This window comes from Vibrio sp. 99-70-13A1, assembly GCF_013114625.1.
Lineage (GTDB): Bacteria > Pseudomonadota > Gammaproteobacteria > Enterobacterales > Vibrionaceae > Vibrio.
On record NZ_VTXD01000029.1, the window covers coordinates 1 to 16746 of the forward strand.

Genomic DNA, 16746 nt, shown 5'->3' on the forward strand with positions numbered 1-16746 from the left:
GTATATTATTTCAGGGTATGAAAAAAATTGACCCAGATCAGTTACCAAAAAATAATTAACCAAAAAGTAGTACAACACTCGCAAAACAACACTTAACCAAATGATTTATATAGATTTAAATCACATTTTAAATTTGAATAAAAAACAAGCAAACAAAACATTTTCGTATACACCTTGTCATATTCTGTAAAAAAGTTTCATTTTTAGTCAGTTAAGTTACATGTACATGGATAAATACGTGCCACTAGGAGTATATCCATCAAATTGCAACTCACCAGATTTTGACACGAATTTTATTAATTCTGTGCATCTGTTAACAATTTATCAACTCAATCTCATATACGAAGCAATGATTGCTTCAAACGTAACAAAAATATTTCTTTTTCCCTCTTTTACTACAGCATCCATACTCATCGTGAAACTAAAATGACAGCACTCTCCTAGCCCTTTTCTCTTCATTAGTTTTTCTACAAAAAAACAGGCTATTTAACTTAGTTTTTTTCATTAGTTGTTTCTTCATTTCTGCATTACATTACGCCCAATTCACCTACTTCGGTCATTTGGAGGTTCAACAATATGCAAAATTTAGAACTGGCAATATTCCTTCAATTCTTTCTAGGTTTAGTTGCCGCAGTTAACCCTATTGGCATCATGCCTGTGTTCGTTTCTCTTACGGCTCACATGCCTCCAGAAGAAAGGAATAGGACAGCCTTACAAGCAAATATTGCCGTTGCAGTTATTCTGATGGTGTCGCTAGTGGCTGGGCAAATGCTGCTTGATATGTTCAGCATTTCTTTAGATTCGTTTCGCGTAGCGGGCGGGTTACTTCTGCTTAGCATCGCTTTCTCGATGATGAGCGGTAAGTTAGGTGAAGATAAACAAAACAAGCAGGAAAAATCAGAATACATAAGCAAAGAACAAATTGGCGTGGTTCCACTGGCTATGCCGTTAATGGCTGGTCCTGGTGCGATTAGCTCAACCATCGTGTACGGTTCTCGCTACCCAGCAGCAATTGATACATTTGGAATTGCCCTGAGTATTGTCGCCTTTGCTTTATGTTCATGGATGCTATTTCGTTCAGCCCCAGTCATAGTGAGATTTTTGGGGCAAACAGGCATCAATGTGATTACTCGTATCATGGGCTTAATTTTAGGTGCACTTGGTATTGAATTCATTGCGAATGGATTAAGAAACCTCTTCCCAGGGCTTGCTTAACCCATATTGACTGTCTATCTGGTTATCAAGTCTTGGTAACCAAGTGTTGTTCATTCGATTAAGCACTGAATACCGCAACTAGAACGCTGAGGTGAGGAACGTAGAGGTGAGCTCTACCCTCGCCTCTTTCAAGTGAAAACGGTACTATTGAAAAATCATAGTATTTACAGCGCCAACTTATGTCTCGCCACTCACTTAAGCATCATTTATACGTCATTATCTTTGGTACGCACACGCCAGCAGGAAGAGCTTTTGATATCGGCTTAATTATTGCGATCATTGCTTCTTTGATTGTGCTGGTTTTAGATTCCATCCCAGCTTTAAATGAGCAATGGTCAGACGTATTCATGTATTTAGAATTTGGTTTCACTGGCCTATTCACTATTGAATACTTACTACGCCTTTACTGCTCACCGAAACCAAAAGCTTATGCTGGTAGCTTTTACGGTGTCATCGATTTACTAGCAATTCTCCCGACTTATCTTGCGCTTTTCTTCCCTACAGCGGCTTATATCAGCGTGATTAGAATGCTGCGCGTGATGCGAATCTTCCGAATCCTAAAATTAGTTCGCTATTTGCAAGACTCTAATATCTTATTGCGCTCTCTCTTGATGGCTAAAAGAAAGATCCTAATTTTCTTTAGTACTGTTGGCATCTTAGTCATCATTTTAGGCTCGATAATTTACGTTATAGAAGGACCAAAGCACGGCTTTACTTCAATCCCACAAAGCATATATTGGGCGATTGTGACCATTACAACCGTGGGCTATGGTGATTTGGTTCCGCAAACTAGCATAGGCAAAGCTATCGCTTCTATTACCATGCTGCTGGGCTATTCAATTTTAGCGGTTCCAACAGGGATCATTACTGCTGAACTGAATCAAGAAATGAACTCGCATAAGTCATTAGTAAAATGTCCTAACTGTTCTAAATCAGGTCATGAAAGTGACGCGATGCATTGTAAATATTGTGGCAGTGAACTGGCAGACCCAGATAAAAGAATTACCACTCCAGAATAGGCATTCAGCAAAACAATCACCACCTCTCTAGGCGGTGGTTCTTAGGAGCCAATAAAGCAGGTTGTGCCATATAGAGATATCTTGTTAGATAGGCGCCTTGCTATAGAGATAACTTGTGTTATTAAGATATCTCGTGCCATAGAGATAGCTAGCCTGCTATCTCTAACTTAACCACATTACTTTTATCACTTTTTACTAACTGTTCTACTAATGCATCGGCAGTTAGAGGTTTAGATAAATAAAAACCCTGCCCTGTTAAACAGCCCATATCAAACAAGTCTTGCTGCTGTTGTTTCGTTTCAACCCCTTCAGCGACAACTGATACGCCCAATTCATTGCCTAGTTGAATAATCGATTTGAGCAAGACCTGCGAGGTATTATTCAATGTGTAATCCATAACAAAACTTCGATCAATTTTAAGTGTTTGAAAATCAAAATCCTTCAAATAAGAAAGCGAGGAAAACCCCGTACCAAAATCATCCAACGCAATTCTTACACCTAATTGTTTAAGCTCCGAGAAAATGACTTGTGCAAGTTCAATGTCTTCCACCATCACCGTTTCAGTAATTTCAATTTCAAGCTTATTCGTAGACACATTTGAATCTACAATAATGTTTTTTAATCGCTCAAAAAACTCTGGATGTTTAAGGCTTCTTGCTGAAATATTGATTCCTATAATGCCAAGATCGACTCCCTGCTCTAACCATCGTTTCTGCTGGTTAAGTGCCTTTTGAGTAACCAATAAATCAAGTAACCTAATTTGCCCGGTAGATTCAGCAACTGGAATAAAATCATTCGGGTTCAACAGTCCCTTAGTTGGATGCTTCCATCGAACTAATGCTTCAACACCTTCTACTTTTTCCGTTGCTAAGTGCCATTTAGGAAGATAATGAAGCTCAAATTCATCGTTTTCGATCGCGATATTGAGCGCAGTCTCCGTGTCCTTCTGAGACATTGCAATGCGGTTAAGCTCTTTTGAATAAAACTGGAAGTTGTTCTTACCCATTGATTTAGCATGGTACATGGCGTTATCTGCGTAACGAATCAAGCTATCTTGTGTCGCGCTGTCTTCCGGATAAATAGAAATACCAATACTTGCAGAAACGTGGACATTAGCACTTCCAAGTTGAAATGGAGCCGCTAAGGCATCATTGACTTGTGACGCGATTTTGTTCGCAACACTGATAGCTTTACTGACATCAGCAAGGTGACCAAGTACCACGACAAACTCATCACCACTGAAACGAGCAGATAGATCGGTCACACGTATGCAGTGGTTAATACGTTTTGCCACCAGCTTAAGCAGCTGATCACCAACATCATGACCATGCTGGTCATTCACTTCTTTGAAGTGGTCAAGGTCGATAAAAAGCAGAGCAAACGATTTTTTTGAGCGTTCAGCATTGAGGATAGATTGGTTAAGCCGATCTAAAAACAATGAACGATTGGGTAGACCAGTAAGTGGGTCAAAGTATGCTCTGTTATGTAATTGAGTGTTTTTTTCTTCAATGGCACTTTTGGCATCCGTCAAAGACTGTAAAAGAGAGTCTCTATTTTTCTCATACTTATGCTGGATTCGAATGGAATAAGCGGCAATCACAATGACAGCAAGAATAAGTGTAATACTGGTTCTCGTGTAACTATCAATCCCAAGCTCATAACTGGCTTTAATCACCCGCTGTATATCATCAGCCTTACTCGCAAATTCTAAAAATTGCTCATCACGTCGCACGGAACTGAACACAACAGCACGGTCTGATTGAATATGCTGATAGTTCGCTTCAGCTTTAACCCTGAAATCAGCCAACATCTCGCGTAAGGCGATAAGTCGTTTACGAATTTCAGGGTCATCAACAGGTTGATAGCTCCCCATGATACTTTCACCACCCTCTAACAGAGCAACGACATGCCAATCGGCAATTTCAAGGTAGTACCATACTTCCTGTATTGATTGGGCGGTATCACCCGACATAATTTCATCAAACCACAAATACGCTAATGTGCCATTAACCTTTATCTCTGCTGCTGCTTCCGCTAACGGAGATTTTTTAACCAGCAAATGAGTGGATTGAGACACAAGTGCCGAAGTAAATGTGATGACTAACACAGCTAATAGTGATGTAAATAAGTACTTACGTTTCATATGACGATACGAGTTTGATGACCAAAAATAAGAATAAAAACAGAAGCTTTAAACCATAAGTCAGAATTATTTCAATTTAGTGAATCTCCAGAGTTTTATGACTTTCATGAAAGTTTGATGAACTTTTATTCAATGAGTTGTTTAAACTATTGAGAAGATTTATATTTTTCACCAATTATCCTATTGGTCTTTCCACCTTCACTATGCTTAAAAATAATGCCTAACACTTTGTTCGCTCTAATCACTCGACTCTTATTTAGCTTTACTTTAGTTTCAGCCGATTTCGTGTGGGCAAAAGATTTAATCCAAGTTGAAGGCTCAAGCACTGTGTACCCAATCACTTATCAGTTGTCACAACAGTTCATGTTAGCGGAAGGGACTAAAACGCAGGTGGTCATTGGGATTACGGGAACAGGTGGTGGCTTTCGCAAATTCTGCCGTGGAAGAACCGATATATCCAACGCATCAAGACCGATTAAAGAAACTGAAAAAGCATTGTGCAAAGCAAATGGAATTGAATTTTTAGAACTGCCTGTAGCCCTAGATGCATTAACGGTTGTCGTAAATAAACAAAACAATTGGGTTAATTCATTTTCTTTAGAACAGCTCAATAAAATTTGGCGTGCGCCCTCAGAACAAAAACTGAATACTTGGGAAAAAGTTAACGCACACTACCCCAATCAACCTTTGAATTTACACGGACCTGGCTCTGATTCTGGCACTTATGATTATTTTGTCGATGTCGTACTGGATAAAGAAACAAGTCGCCAAGATTACATAGCGAATGAAGATGACAATGCCATGACGGCTGAAGTGGCGGCTGATAGATACGCAATGGCTTTCTTGGGGTTTGCTTATTACTCGTCGAATCAAGATAAGTTAAAAGCTATCGCCATTGTGAATGAAGATGGGGCAGCGACACTGCCTAGCGTTGAGAACGTAACAAACGGGCTTTATGGGGACTTATCAAGACCACTTTTTATTTATGTGAATAAATCCGCCTTAGATAACCGAGCTTCATTAAAGCGTTTTTTAGAACTCTACTTTCATCAAGACAATATCCATAGAGCAGTTACCAAATCCGGTTATATTCCTCTATCATCAGAAATGTACGACAAAGCGCGAAGCATTCTACAACAAGGGAAAACAGGATCTGTATTTAACAATGAAGATCTAAGCCAAAATTTTGAACAGTTTTTATATCAAGAATAATTAACACCCGCTAGTATCAGTGACGACTTCTGCTGTCGCACCTGAACTATCAGCAAAAGCATGAATTTCATAACGAGAATAGCACTGTGTCGCTTCTATTTCTTCTTTCGTTGGATAAGGATAATGTGTTTTTGCTTCGACTAATTCTGATAGCGTAAAAATCATATACACAGGTACTGTATATCCCGGGCTGTAGTTATCATAAACTGCCCAAACAAACTCTGGATCTTTAGAAAGGTTATTTGAAGAATCTAAAACGATGAATTTAGGCATTCCATTAGGTTTTGTTGCAGGAAATCCGTAGTGGTATTCTCGCCCTTCATCATCTGAAGTATTGGAACCAGCCCATGCTTTATGCTCTAACCCAGCTAACACTCCCTTGCCTAAGCCAATACCAGCTGCATTATTAAGAACACCAGACACGCCTTGAATAACGGAAGCTCTGGCATCGTCTTGTAAATTAAGAAACCTTGGGGCAGCAACTACGGCTAATATACCTAAAATAACAATGACAACAATTAGCTCAATTAATGTAAAACCTTTCGTTTTCATGGGGACCCCTTCTTGATATTCGGGGGCTACGTTATCGCCATCTTGTAAAGAACTTGTCAGCTAAAATGAAAAAAGCACCGTTTAAGGTGCTTTTCAGAAAATTCTTACAGATACTACTTCTCAGCAAGAATGATACGTAGTGTACGACGAAGTGGTTCTGCAGCACCCCATAGTAATTGGTCACCAACAGTGAAAGCGTTCAAGAAGTCATTACCCATAGACATCTTACGAAGACGACCAACAGGAATAGACATTGTGCCCGTTACTTTTGCTGGAGTCAGCTCTTGTGCAGTAATGTCGCGATCGTTTGGAATCACTTTTACCCAATCATTATGAGTCGCGATAATTTCTTCAATCTCATCCATTGGCACATCTTGCTTAAGCTTGATAGTTAAAGCTTGAGCATGACAACGCATTGCGCCAATACGAACACATGTACCATCAATTGGAATTGGCGCACCGTCTAGGCCAAGAATTTTATTAGCCTCAACGCCAGCTTTCCACTCTTCTTTACTCTGACCATTTTCACGCTTCACATCAATCCAAGGGATCAATGAACCAGCAAGTGGCGCACCAAATTGATCAGTTGGGAATGATGCTGAACGGATAGTGTCTGCAACCTTTTTATCAATATCAAGAATTGAGCTTGATGGGTTAGCCAATTCAGAACTTACGCTGTCATTGATCACTCCCATTTGAGAAATCAATTCACGCATGTTCTTAGCACCGGCGCCAGAAGCTGCTTGGTAAGTCATTGCGCTTACCCACTCAACTAGACCTTTTTCATAAAGCCCGCCAAGCCCCATAAGCATTAAGCTAACGGTGCAGTTACCACCAACAAAAGTGTTTGTGCCGCTATGAATGCCTTGCTGAATTTGAGCCAAGTTTACAGGGTCTAGTGTAATGATAGAGTCTGCATTCATACGAAGCGTAGAAGCAGCATCGATCCAGTAACCTTTCCAACCCGCTTGACGCAATGCTGGGTAAACTTTCTCGGTGTAACCACCACCTTGACAGGTAATGATTGCATCTAATTGTTTGAGGCTTTCAATATCAAAAGCGTCTTGTAGCATGCCCGCGTCTTTACCGCCTAAAACCGGTGCAGGAATACCAATTTGAGATGTGCTGTAATAAACAGGTTCAATAAGATCAAAATCTTTTTCTTCAACCATACGCTGCATTAGTACAGAACCAACCATGCCACGCCAACCGACTAGACCTACTCTCATCTCGAACTCTCCATGTAAAAATTAAATTGCTTATCCCCATCTATAAGTTTTTCAGCCAAAGAACTCAAGTGCTTTTTGTCAAAAATTGTAAGTTTTTCGTTTCTTTTAAGTGAACACGGTGAATCATGGAGTTATCCATATTGAGAACCCAGAGCTTATTGCACTGATTAATCGCCTGTTTTTATCCTAACCATCAAGAAGTAGAACAAAAAATGCACTAAATATTATCTTTATTTATTTCAATTAAACAGAAATTACCACTAACGATTATTAGTTAAGCAGAATAATACTTCACATAACGAAAACAACGTGCGACAGAAATCAACATGTAACAACCATGAATTTAACAAATAATTAGACCATAAAACCACAAGATATATATTTAATAGTCAAATATCACAACCTTTGCGTATTTTTTCGATATAATAAACTAATTAATGTAGTGTCCACTGCGTACCCCACCCCATAATAAAGCACTACAAATGCTCGAAATAACAAGAGGCTTCTATGCAGCAACGAATAACCCGCCTACCTAGCCTGTTACAGGTAGTCATAGCGTTAGGATTATTTTTATCACTCGCATTCTCTTTCACAGCACAACTTGATCTCCCAATTCAACTCGCCCTTTATATAGGCTGGTTTATTATCATTGGGCTTGGTATTCGACTCGGTCATGAATATAAAGATCTAGAGAAATCAGCATTAAACGGAATATCTAATGGCTTAGGGGCTGTTTTAATACTTTTAGCTGTTGGTGCGCTTGTCGGAACCTGGATCTCAGGAGGCATAGTACCTACCATTATTTACTATGGTCTTAAAGCGATTCACCCTTCAATTTTCCTTCTTGCTACTATGATCATTTGTTCACTTACTGCTCTAGCAACGGGGACTTCTTGGGGAGCGGCTGGTACAGCTGGTATCGCGATGATGGGAATTGGTCAAGGGCTTGGCGTTCCAGCACCTATCACAGCTGGTGCCGTGCTTTCTGGCTGTTATTTCGGTGATAAAATGTCGCCACTTTCTGATTCAGTGATCCTTGCTTCTTCTATGTCAAATGTGGAAGTTGTTGAGCATATTAAGGGAATGCTGCCAGTAGCCTTAATTAGCTATGTAATTACGGGCATCATGTTTACTGCATTTGGATTTCACTACGCAGGTAATGTTGACATGACTCAAGTTGAATCAGTCATTAAAGCTATGGAAGTCCAGTTCTACATTACACCTTACTCTTTCGTACCTGTTCTGATCGTTCTTGGCTTGCTTGCTTTCCGTATGCCTTCTTTCCCAGTTATCAGTTTCGGTTCTCTACTCGGTATTATCTGGGCGGTGATGATTCAAGACATCGATTTCTTAACTGCATTCAATACCGCTTGGGCACCATTCTCTATTTCATCAGGCGTTGAATTTATTGATTCGATACTCAACCGCGGTGGTATGTCATCAATGCTCGGCTCTGTCGCTGTTATCGTATTTGGTTTAGGCTTTGGTGGTCTGCTTGATAAGGTAGGTGTACTTGAAACGATAGCTAAAATATTCGAGCGACGCGTGAATAGTGCAGGTTCTCTAGCAACCAGTACGATTGCCACAGCATTCATGGGTAACGTATTCGGTTCAGCTATGTACGTTTCTTTGATTCTCACTCCAAAGATTTGTGCGAAGAACTATGACCGCCTTGGCTATAAGCGTAAGAACCTTTCACGTAATGCTGAGTTTGGCGGGACATTAACTTCAGGTATGGTGCCATGGAGTGACAATGGTATTTATATGGCAAGTATTCTTGGTGTGGCTACACTGTCTTATGCGCCTTTCATGTGGCTAAGCTTCATTTGTATTATCGTGACTATTGTGACGTCTTACATGGGTTGGTTTGTTGATAAATGTGAGCCGACTGCACCAGCAGCCGAAGAAAACGTTCAAGCGGATTTAAGTAAACAATCAGCTTAAATCTTTAAATTAAGAACCCTGTAAACATAAAAGAGCGCCCAATAAGGCGCTCTTTTTCATTGTAATTCTCCGACTGAAACGGTCAAGTATGAATATAGATAGCTAGTTATATCTCTTTGCCTATTCACCTTCAGAAGTAATAGCTTCCAACTTTAGTCATCTGAAACATATTCCTGAGCCGCTTTAACCGTAGCGCAGATAGCATCAGCTAACTCCTTTAAATCGGCTTCAGATACCAAGTTAGATTGCTTCAATGCCAATTCAATGCTGGATGATATTGTACCTAATCGATCAGCTTTAATACTGCCTGCGACACCTTTAAGGCTATGCACAACTCGCAAAGCCGAAACTAAATCTTCTGCTAATAATCGCTTAAATTTATCTGCATCCTGAGCATGATCTTGAATAAACACAGAGAGCAACAAAGCCACAGATTCTTCATCATCATCTAAATTTTCAAGCATTGCCGGTATATCAATAACCATTGTAGAGTCATTAGTTGAGCTAGAATTGGCTCCTGTCATATTAATTTCTTGAGCGCTCATCACTTGCTTCGCTCTACAATTTTCTGGATTAAGCCCATCAAACAGGCTTGAGCTGTCTTGAATTGAACTTTTAGCCGGAAAGTCATTCGAATATGAAACACCGCTTTGCTCAATATTGCTTGAAACATCACTTGGTCGATTATTTGGTAGATTACTTAAAGTATTTTGAGACAGCTCTTCAATATGGTTTTGAAGAATACTATCTGTATGTTTATCAGAAGTACTACTAGCAGGTGGTGACTCCTCTCTCTGCGAAGCAACTTTTGCTAAAGTGAACAGAGCAATAACAGAGAAAACTGACACGAAGTTAATAGCGGTCATCCCGAGTAAAAAATAAAACTGCCCTTCATGGAATTTAGCTTCGACAAGGATAATCTGCTCTTGAGCAGAGTTTTGTTTCATTTTTTCAATGATGTAATTGAGCCTTGCGTAATCACCTAGCACCCCTGAGCCTTCGGCTAACATCTTCTGAATCTCTTGTTGTTCAGTTAAATCTAAATCGTAAGATGCCTCTAATATAGAATCGAACGTTCGATAAATTGCCGGGGAAGATTGGCTGTCAGAATAAATAGCTTCAAAAACAACCACACCTAACTCGTTAAGCAGTCGCTTAAAATATTCAGATGACTGTTCATTTGAACGTTGTAATTTTATATCACTAACCAAATTCTGAAGTTGGCTTTCAAGAGGGCTGAATTCATTAAATTTTTCTAAAAACTGGTCCGTCGAATACAGCAACTGATTGATATCAGGAAGAAACCAAGAATCTTTAAATTCAGATTCAATTTGTAAGCGAATCGAATAGACTAATTGAGCATCTAAGGCGAGATTATTGACTCTGGTGATTCGTAATGGCTCTTCATGGTAGATAGATTGACGCAATTCGATAATTCGGGTACCCAGTTCTTCTACGCTTTCAAGCGACTGGTTATAAGAACGACTTATATGAAGAAGAGTAAGTGAAGGCAATAGCCATATAAAAGCAATGATTATGAATAGCTTTAGCCGAATGGATGGCTTTTGAGGGATCGTGACTGATAGTTCCATCTAGTTTCCTTTGCGACACTATTTAACGACGTAAGCTTTTAGAGAAAGCCAAATTATCGATATTTATGCAAAATGTTGAAAGCGATGACATCCTATCATCGCTTATTTTTAATTATTTACCGCTAGAACACATTATTTATTACGAGTCAGCTGATCTCGCAAGTTTGGTGGTGTACCCTTAATCGTTAACGTGTCTGTCTCTGGATCATAAAAAATACGCTCACCCAATAACAAACTATCAAAGCTGACATTTAAACCGCCACCAGCACCTACATATTTTGTAAGCTTGCGCATAGTTGCTCTATCGGCAGGAAAGCTATCTTCTAGCTCATATCCTTGCTCGTTAGTATAGTCGAAAAAGCTAGTGCCATCTGTGCTTGCTGGCAGTTCACCAGATAATTCGCGAACTTGAACTTCATCGCCCGCTTTAAGCTGTTCATTGCAGTAATCAGCCACTTGTTTTTTATAGCTAATGGCTTCTTCTTTTTCTAATTTAGAATCAGAAACAAAATCTTCAACGGCTTGCATTAGCACTTGGTTTTGCTGCTTAGTATCTAAACCCACTTCAGCTTGTAGAAAATCCAAGAAGAAATCGGCAACTTTACGACCTACGCGCCCTTTAATATAAGCAAGGTAGCGGTTCGATTCTTTGTCGGTCTCATAAGTCGAAAGATCGACACGAGCGACAATATCCATTTTTGAAATATCCAGATAATCAGTTGCGCTGATATCTAAACCCTCAGTGACTTTCAAGCTTTCATTAGAAGGCAGTAAACCAATGAACAGGTAATCAGTAGCAAGTGATTGATACTCGGCTAAAATCAAAGTGCCTTCATCTGCAAATGGGTACTTCGATAGCTCATCTTTTAGACGTAGCGCACTTTGTTGAGAGAAATCGTAAAAGTTTCGTTCGCCTTTACGCAGCTCTTGCAACCATAGTTGAAATTCGCTGTCAGATTTAAAAGATCCAAATCCTTTGCCGGCTTTCGAATTAAAAACTCGATGAAGCTCGGCAACAAGGCTTTCAGATGAAGAATCGTTATTTAAAGATTCAGCTCGATAGTTAACAATCAGTTCTTCCTGATCATTCTTTCTTAGCTGATGTAAAATTACGTTGGAAAGGTGAAGGCTCATAATGAAAATATTATCGTTCAGGTTTCAGTTGTCATGAATAGTAGGTTATCATAAGCCGCTTTTACTATCATTATTAGAGTCCTTATGCCGATTATATCTAAATACACAGATGAACAAGTTGAAAATATCCTAGCTGAAGTAGGTGCTGTACTTTCTAAGCATAAAGCTTCACCAGAACTTTCACTGATGATCGCTGGAAATATCGCAACCAATGTCTTAAATACAAATGTTGCTGCTTCACAACGCAAAGGAATTGCTGAAAAATTTGCAGAGGCTTTAGTCTCTTCATTAGATGACACTAAATCCCACTAAGACTGACAGACGGATAAAAGAATAATAAATGGTAGACAGCGCAAACTCATATAGCGATCGTGTTTCTCGCCTTGTTGGCTGGGGACACTGGTTTGCATTCTTCAACATCATTGCTGCGATGTTGATCGGTACTCGTTATATTACCCAATCGGCTTGGCCTGAAACCTTATTAGGGCAATTCTATTTAGCTGTATCTTGGGTTGGTCACTTCGGCTTCTTGGTTTTCGCTCTCTACCTTTTAGTGCTATTTCCACTGACTTTTGTATTACCCGCAAAGAAATTACTGCGGTTGGTTGCTATATGTTTTGCCACCATAGGCTTAACTGTTCTCCTAATTGATACCCAAACCTATCAAACTATTAATCTCCATCTGACCCCTGTGGTGTGGGAATTACTGTTTAGCGAAGAACAAACGGCGATCAGCTCCGATCTTCAGCACTTATTTATTGTTATGCCGCTTATCTTCCTGCTCCAACTTGGCTTATCCGAGTGGGTATGGCGTAAGCAGCGTAAACTCGCGCACAAACACGTAGGTCGCCCTTTAGCCGCAGTCTTCTTCCTGTGCTTCATGGCAAGCCATGTCATTTATATTTGGGCTGATGCGTATTTCTATAACCCAATTACGAACCAGAAAGCCAATTTCCCTCTTTCTTACCCAATGACAGCTAAAAGCTTCATGGAAAAGCATGGTTTATTGGATAGAGAAGACTACCTCCAACGCTTAAAAGATAGCGAAGGTGATGTTGATCTTGTTCGTTACCCATTAGAAACCATTCAATATAATCGCCGAAGTGATGATTTAAACATTTTAGTGGTAAGCGTAAATAACCTACGTTCAGATACACTAAATGCGGATTCAATGCCAGCGAGCTATGCTTACGCACAGAACAGCATCAATTTCACGAACCATTACAGTTCAAGCAATGATATGTATGGCGTATTTGGGTTGTTTTACGGATTACCAAGTAGCTACTCAAGCAGTATAAAAGCGCAAGGTTCAAGCTCTGTATTACTCGATGTATTGGATCATAACGGTTATCAGTTTGCCGCTTTCAGCGGTGACAATTTTGATGACAATTTATACAGCGAAGTGATTTTCCGAAATAAAACACTCAGCGATTATGAATCAACCTTTGATGATGCAAGTGCTGTTACAGCTTGGGCTTCATGGTTAGAAACATCAGCAACCAACGATCCGTGGTTTAACTTCATTGAGTTAACGACCTTGGATAACTTTTCGAGTGAGACTCAGCCTAAACGCAGCCTTCTAAGCCCTAGCGAACGATTTAAACAAGATTACCGTCAAGCAGCACAAGCCGCTGATGCACATTTGTCTAAGATTTATGAAGAATTAGAGCGTTTAGAATTAGATAAAAATACCGTTGTGATTATCACTTCAAACCATGGTACTGAATTTAATGAAACGCAGACTAACAGCTGGGGAGCAAATTCCAACTACAGCCGTTACCAACTGCAAGTCCCTATGATAATCAATTGGCCAGGTAAAAAAGCGACGGAATACTCTCATCGCTCAAGCCATTTAGATTTATCAGTAACGCTGCTTCAAGATTTACTAGGCGTGTCTTCAAACCCTACAGATTTCAGTAGTGGTCGAAATATTTTTGATGAAGGCAAACGAAAATGGATTTTAGCGGGTGACTCAAGAGAGCTTGCTCTCGTCACACCAAAACAAACTACAGTGCTAGATAAGTTTGGTAACTACAAACTTTATGATCAGAATTACAAACGCTTAAAAGATACAAACCCTCGCCTTCCAGTATTGATGCAAGGTTTAACTGAATTACAGCGCTTCTATACAAAAACAGACTAGGTAACGAGCTAAATTAAAGAGTAAAACCTATCTGAGTTGATATAAATATCTAGCTAAATTAAAAAAGGAAGCCATTGCTTCCTTTTTTATTATCGTCAATGTACATAAAACAGACAAACGAACTTAATTATGCAAATTAGGGGTTTACAAGATCTCTGTACCCTTATATTATGCACGCCAACGGAGGGATGGCTGAGTGGTCGAAAGCACCGGTCTTGAAAACCGGCAACCGTTAATAGCGGTTCTAGGGTTCAAATCCCTATCCCTCCACCACATTAAAGAAAGCCGCTGAGAAATCAGCGGCTTTTTTGTATCTGCTAAAACGCCCTGTTATTTCCATTCTTATCTATAAGCTTCAGCAACAATACTTGCCAAGATATCATTACGCTGCTTTCTGGCTTACTTCAAAGCGACCCACTAATTGATCTAATCGGCTAAGTGCATTTCCCATTAAAGTAACTCTGCGAGCTAACTGTTTTGTGGACAACTGTAACTCCGAGATTGACTGTTGAGCTTCATCTGCGGTTTTTCCATTTTTTTGACTGCTTTCATCTAGATTAGACATAGTCATAAATAACTCACTGACCGCGACTTGTATCTGCTCACTTCGAGCATTTGAATCAACCATCAAATTACCTTTACTCACATTCTCAACACCATGCTCCATCGATTCAACAGCGCTACGTGATTTAGTATGAATAGCCTTCATCAAGTCACTGATATGATTTGCAGCTTTTGATGTACGATCGGCTAGCGTTCTAACTTCAGAGGCCACTACAGAAAACCCGCGCCCGTGTTCCCCAGCTCTTGCTGATTCAATCGCAGCATTTAAAGCTAGCAAATTAGTCTGTGCCGTTATGTCGGTAATAATGTCTATGATATCTGAAACTTTAGTCATCTCATTATTTACTTCATTAACACTTAATGCTGAACTTTCGACGATATCACGAACCACTTCCATCCCCTGGACAGATTGGTTGTATTCTTCCTCTGCACTTTTTACAGCTTGCTCCATAACCGTATCCATTTGCGTTGCAGATACAGTGGCATTAGTAATTTCACTTTGCTGATACTGGCTTAATTGCAGCATATTACTTAACGCTTGAGATGCCTCTTCACTCGTTTGGTTCATAGCCACACTTCGTCGGAACATAGACTCTGACACCTGCCGAACTTCATTACTCGCATGAATCAATTCGCTAATAGTACTATCTAAATTATCGATAAAACTATTGGTCCAGCGCCCCAAATTACCTAACTCATTATGACTAAAAGTGCTAGGGTCTAACCGCCTGCTTAAGTTCCCATCCCCCTCAGCTAGAGTCTGCATTACACCCGTCATTTCATGTATTTTGTTAGCTAAAGGTTTGGCACTGAAAGTTCTAAACAGAAAGAAACTTAACAGCGCACATGCAAGTGTCATCCCTACATGCATAAAAGACGTAAGTGAAAATAAGTGAGTCAGCAATAATGGAACCACTAAGGGCAAAAGCGTACAGCCAATAAAATACTTAGATAAGGTATAGCTCAAGCTTCTATCTCTGTAGACTTCCTCTAAATCAGATTCGCACATCATACCAAACACATCAGGGGAGCCATCCAGCTGAAAAATAACGCCTTTACCAATAACGGGGATATGACGATAATCCGAATAACCGGGATATTCGACGAATAAGTTACTGCCATTTTTTATGGTTTCTCTTACTCCTGGGTGGAGTTGCTTGGTGGCAGGATCTGTAAAACGGATTTCAAATTCAGTGTGATGTCGAACCCTGACGGTACCCCAATCTGTATTGATTCCTTGTTTTAAGTTTTCACCATGCGAAAAAGTGTCATCTTCAAAGCGAGAGCGAGATAAAGCCATACCCTGCTCAACTTTAGGATCATGATTCGACTCAACCATAAAAATATAGTTGTCACCCGACTCACTATAAATATGCCCAGCTTCTCTTTGGATAATATCGCCAATAACATCATTCGGAACACGCCCACATAAACATAATGACTTACCATCTTCACGAGAGAAAGGAATGTAAAACATCATTGTAACTTGATCATGAAATGACGAGCTTGAGGGACCAACTTTCAATGTTCGAGAGTCAATATACGGGCCATGAAGATAACGTTTAGATAAGCCCTCATCTAGTGCTTTTTTGTCTCCAAGCATTGCTCCAACATGATCCACATGACTTGATGACTGTGCTATTCCTTGAGAATCCACGACCGCCAGTTCGGAAAAAACAGTACTCCGCTTAAGTAATCCAATTAGCGCCTCTTTCTCTTGTTCAGCAGTTCGATTCGCCAGATAGATGGCTGAATCCTCTAAGAAATGCCATTGATTTTCGACCCAGTTATGCAGAAGTTTGACTCGCGTTTGAGCAATACTTTCAAAGGTTTGCTCAAGTTCTTGTGTCCTGCCCTTATTTAAAAAGCATGCCCTACGCATCGCCAGCTTCCCAGTTTCACCAAACCACTCAAGCCAACCGCGTTCCTTGTCCGTTAGGTTCATTTTTATCCCTTATGTACTTATATATTATATATAGACAAAGCAATTTATAGACCA

The 16746-nt window shown here is 39.9% G+C and carries 12 protein-coding genes and 1 tRNA gene; 7 read left to right on the top strand and 6 right to left on the bottom strand.

Annotated features, from left to right (window positions below):
• Positions 1–576 precede the first annotated feature (576 nt).
• Together F0226_RS16590 and F0226_RS16595 are read left to right on the top strand one after the other, a co-directional pair.
• Positions 577–1215: a YchE family NAAT transporter gene (locus F0226_RS16590; RefSeq protein ID WP_171736691.1), complete on the top strand. Its 639-nt coding sequence runs from the start codon at positions 577–579 to the stop codon at positions 1213–1215.
• Positions 1216–1394: 179 nt separating this feature from the next.
• The gene (locus tag F0226_RS16595) at positions 1395–2234 is read left to right on the top strand and encodes an ion transporter (protein WP_171736692.1); all 840 of its coding nucleotides are present in this window, start codon (positions 1395–1397) and stop codon (positions 2232–2234) included.
• 148 nt (positions 2235–2382) lie between these two features.
• Here F0226_RS16595 and F0226_RS16600 read toward each other — a convergent pair whose 3' ends face one another.
• Positions 2383–4377 (bottom strand): EAL domain-containing protein, encoded by a 1995-nt coding sequence (locus F0226_RS16600; RefSeq protein WP_171736693.1) that lies wholly within the window; start codon positions 4375–4377, stop codon positions 2383–2385.
• 216 nt (positions 4378–4593) lie between these two features.
• Between F0226_RS16600 and F0226_RS16605 the strand changes: the two genes are divergently transcribed.
• Positions 4594–5589 (top strand): PstS family phosphate ABC transporter substrate-binding protein, encoded by a 996-nt coding sequence (locus F0226_RS16605; protein ID WP_171736694.1) that lies wholly within the window; start codon positions 4594–4596, stop codon positions 5587–5589.
• Here F0226_RS16605 and F0226_RS22695 read toward each other — a convergent pair whose 3' ends face one another.
• Both F0226_RS22695 and asd read right to left on the bottom strand, forming a co-directional pair.
• Entirely contained in the window at positions 5590–6141 is a 552-nt protein-coding gene (locus F0226_RS22695) for a type II secretion system protein (RefSeq protein ID WP_171736695.1), read from the bottom strand.
• Positions 6142–6254: 113 nt separating this feature from the next.
• The gene (gene asd, locus F0226_RS16615) at positions 6255–7370 is read right to left on the bottom strand and encodes an aspartate-semialdehyde dehydrogenase (RefSeq protein WP_171736696.1); all 1116 of its coding nucleotides are present in this window, start codon (positions 7368–7370) and stop codon (positions 6255–6257) included.
• Between the two features lie 507 nt (positions 7371–7877).
• On the opposite strand from asd, the gene nhaC reads away from it, so the two are divergent.
• Positions 7878–9314: a Na+/H+ antiporter NhaC gene (nhaC, locus tag F0226_RS16620; protein ID WP_171736697.1), complete on the top strand. Its 1437-nt coding sequence runs from the start codon at positions 7878–7880 to the stop codon at positions 9312–9314.
• A 152-nt stretch (positions 9315–9466) separates the two neighbouring features.
• Here the strand turns inward: nhaC and F0226_RS16625 are convergent, their stop codons facing one another.
• The gene (locus F0226_RS16625; RefSeq protein ID WP_171736698.1) at positions 9467–10906 is read right to left on the bottom strand and encodes an Hpt domain-containing protein; all 1440 of its coding nucleotides are present in this window, start codon (positions 10904–10906) and stop codon (positions 9467–9469) included.
• 132 nt (positions 10907–11038) lie between these two features.
• Positions 11039–12040: a nucleoid-associated protein YejK gene (gene yejK, locus F0226_RS16630; RefSeq protein WP_171736699.1), complete on the bottom strand. Its 1002-nt coding sequence runs from the start codon at positions 12038–12040 to the stop codon at positions 11039–11041.
• A gap of 84 nt (positions 12041–12124) precedes the next feature.
• Between yejK and F0226_RS16635 the strand changes: the two genes are divergently transcribed.
• The 3 genes from F0226_RS16635 to F0226_RS16645 all read left to right on the top strand — a co-directional run bounded on the left by F0226_RS16635 (position 12125) and on the right by F0226_RS16645 (position 14456).
• Positions 12125–12352, top strand: coding sequence for a YejL family protein (locus F0226_RS16635; RefSeq protein WP_137374661.1), 228 nt, complete (start codon positions 12125–12127; stop codon positions 12350–12352).
• 28 nt (positions 12353–12380) lie between these two features.
• A complete protein-coding gene (locus F0226_RS16640) occupies positions 12381–14183 on the top strand; it encodes a DUF3413 domain-containing protein (RefSeq protein WP_171736700.1) in 1803 nt (600 codons plus the stop codon).
• 182 nt (positions 14184–14365) lie between these two features.
• Positions 14366–14456, top strand: a tRNA-Ser gene (locus F0226_RS16645).
• A gap of 109 nt (positions 14457–14565) precedes the next feature.
• On the opposite strand, the gene F0226_RS16650 is transcribed toward F0226_RS16645, so the two are convergent.
• The gene (locus F0226_RS16650) at positions 14566–16692 is read right to left on the bottom strand and encodes a methyl-accepting chemotaxis protein (RefSeq protein WP_171736701.1); all 2127 of its coding nucleotides are present in this window, start codon (positions 16690–16692) and stop codon (positions 14566–14568) included.
• Positions 16693–16746: the final 54 nt, after the last annotated feature.